The following is a 2492-nucleotide window of genomic DNA, read 5'->3' as shown; positions in this document are numbered from 1 at the left end:
CAATGGTGATGTCTGTAAGATTGTTGAGGCCAGAGAACAGGCTGACTTTGGAGAATTTGCTGACGCCCGTGAGGAATGTGAACTTGATATGGGCATCACTGGATTTGATCGTCGAATACAGACCCCGCAGAAAATCGCGGTTGGCACGGGCGACTTCAGGCTCATCTATCACATCTAAGATCGGTTTGTCGTATTCATCAACGAGAACAGCCACTCGCTGTCCCGCCTGCCTGTGCAACATCTGGATGATATGGCGAAAGCGTGCGGAAGCAGTATCGTAGTGGCTCTCTACGCCTGTTTCTTTTTCTACAGCGTCCAGTTGTGCCATAACCTCTTTGTGCAAGATCTCAGGTTCATTAAAGTTGCCGCTGCCAAAGTCGAGGCGCAGGACGGGATAGCGAACAGACCAGTCCCAGTGGTCGTGAATGTATAGCCCCTCGAACAGCGGTTCATTGCCCTCAAACAGTTCCTTCAGTGTATCCAGAAATAGGCTTTTGCCAAACCGACGAGGACGCGATAAAAAGTAGTGTGTGCCTTCGTCCATCAGTCGCTGAATGAGGGCTGTTTTATCGACATAGTAGCAGTTTTCCTCCCGAATTTTGCTAAAGGTCTGAATGCCGATAGGCAGCTTGCGTCTGTCTGATATGCCCATCTCTTATCTCCAGATTGTGATGTCCTTACGGTCGCCCTGCTCGATACAGTATTATACCGCTTTCGCTATCTATTTGGAAGTCAAAACTTTTCATTGTTCTGTGCCTACCTATCTGCTAACAGGCAGGCATCTATGGGGTTATCATTGTGAAGGGCGTCAGTATCTCACACAGATATATCGCGCCTCATGACCGTTCTGAATGGCTCGGCCAACGCAGCCATCTGCGTCTCTTTCGATGGTCAGCAGTGGGAATTTGGAGATGATATACAGAATGGGCTGAGAAGCTATACACGGGCGATCTCTATTGCGGGAAAAGAGCGGGGGAGTTGGAACTCCACTGCGGAATTGAACTCACAGAGGGGCAGGAGAGGGCGCTCTTGGATGAAACCGCGGGGCAGCTTGCGCGAACTCTGGAAGCACGCGAGCTTGAAATGCAACTCCTGCAGTCCGCGCGGCTGGTGTCGCTGGGGCAGATGGCCGCGGGTGTGGCACACGAACTCAACCAGCCGTTGACGGTCGTCGAGACAACCGCCGGTGATATTTGCCTGCGTTTGATAGAGGGGATACCGCTTGGGACAGACGAGTTGAGGGAGATGATGGAGAATGTTCGGGGTGTGGTGGATCGGATGGCGGGTACCGTCGATCACCTGCGCGTGTTCTCCCGCGATGTGTCCGAAGAGCCGCGCGAAGCGATGGATGTGAATGCGGTGGTCGAGAGCAGCTTGGAGTGGATGCAGACGCAGTTCGAGCATCACGGGGTTGATCTGGTGCTGGATCTTTCCAACGCGCTCCCAGAGGTCTGGGGACATCCGCATCCGCTTGAGCAGGTTGTTCTCAATTTGCTGTCAAATGCCCGGGATGCAGTGAATGAGCGGACCGAGGTGGAAGATGCAGATTATGACAAGCGGATCTGGATCCGAACGCACGTTGAGGACGATGCGGTTGTTATCGAGGTAGAGGATAACGGGGTAGGGATGGATGAGACGACCCGACAACGTCTTTTTGAGCCTTTTTTTACGACGAAAGATGCTGACCGGGGCACGGGTTTGGGGTTGTCGATCATTTACGCCATTGTTCGCAATCACGATGGGGAGGTCTCCGTGGAGAGCGAGCGAGGCGTGGGGACGATGTTCAGGGTGAGGTTGCCGGTGCTGGAGAGGGATCCACCCTCAGCTTGAAAGGAAGCGCGCTTGGCTATCTTCTCTTACATTGAAGGATGGTATAATCCGCATCGCAGGCATTCTTCTATCGCTTACCATGCACCGATAGCTTATGAAAATTGCATCTATCATAGGCTTGATACACAAGCCCTAAACTCTCCAACGAAGCGATGCTGTTGCCGAATTCCGAATCCTGTCCATAAAGAGCTTGTATTCAGGCTACAAACAGCCGTTTTTCCAACCACTTTCTTGTAGGACTTGTATGCCGCTCTCACGATCTCCTCGTCCAGCTTGCCGCTGATGGCAAAACTACGATAATGTACCCAGTATCCCGCCCACAGTTCGTTGCTGGTTATCCAATTATCCCAATAAAAGACACCATCAAGAATACCAAGATTATTGGTCATTGCATTGATCAGCCACAATCTCCGGCGGCAACTCTGCCACGGGCAGCCCTGCGACCAGCCAAGCAGCCGTGAACAGCACCGTAAATCAGAGAACGAACCGATTCACTTTTCTTCCCCTTGCTTGTCTATCGGAAACTTCCAGCATCGGGCACGAGCGCGAACAGCTACCTTTTGCGAGGCCCCGCCCAGGAACCAGAAATCGCCGCGTTCGTAAATGGAAACATATTCACCTTGGCCCTCAAACAGGCCCCTGACGTAGACGAGATAACAAAG

General features: G+C 52.3%; 2 protein-coding genes. One reads left to right on the top strand and one right to left on the bottom strand.

Annotated features, from left to right (window positions below; all coding sequences use genetic code 11):
- On the bottom strand, positions 1-652 hold a 652-nt coding region (locus tag OXH16_08655), incomplete at its 3' end, for an AAA family ATPase (protein ID MCY3681456.1).
- A 377-nt stretch (positions 653-1029) separates the two neighbouring features.
- On the opposite strand from OXH16_08655, the gene OXH16_08650 reads away from it, so the two are divergent.
- Complete coding sequence (locus OXH16_08650; GenBank protein MCY3681455.1) at positions 1030-1830, top strand: ATP-binding protein; 801 nt, start codon at positions 1030-1032, stop codon at positions 1828-1830.
- Positions 1831-2492: the final 662 nt, after the last annotated feature.

The sequence above is a fragment of the Gemmatimonadota bacterium genome, assembly GCA_026705765.1.
GTDB lineage: Bacteria > Latescibacterota > UBA2968 > UBA2968 > UBA2968 > VXRD01.
This window is presented reverse-complemented; position numbering and strand designations above follow the sequence as displayed.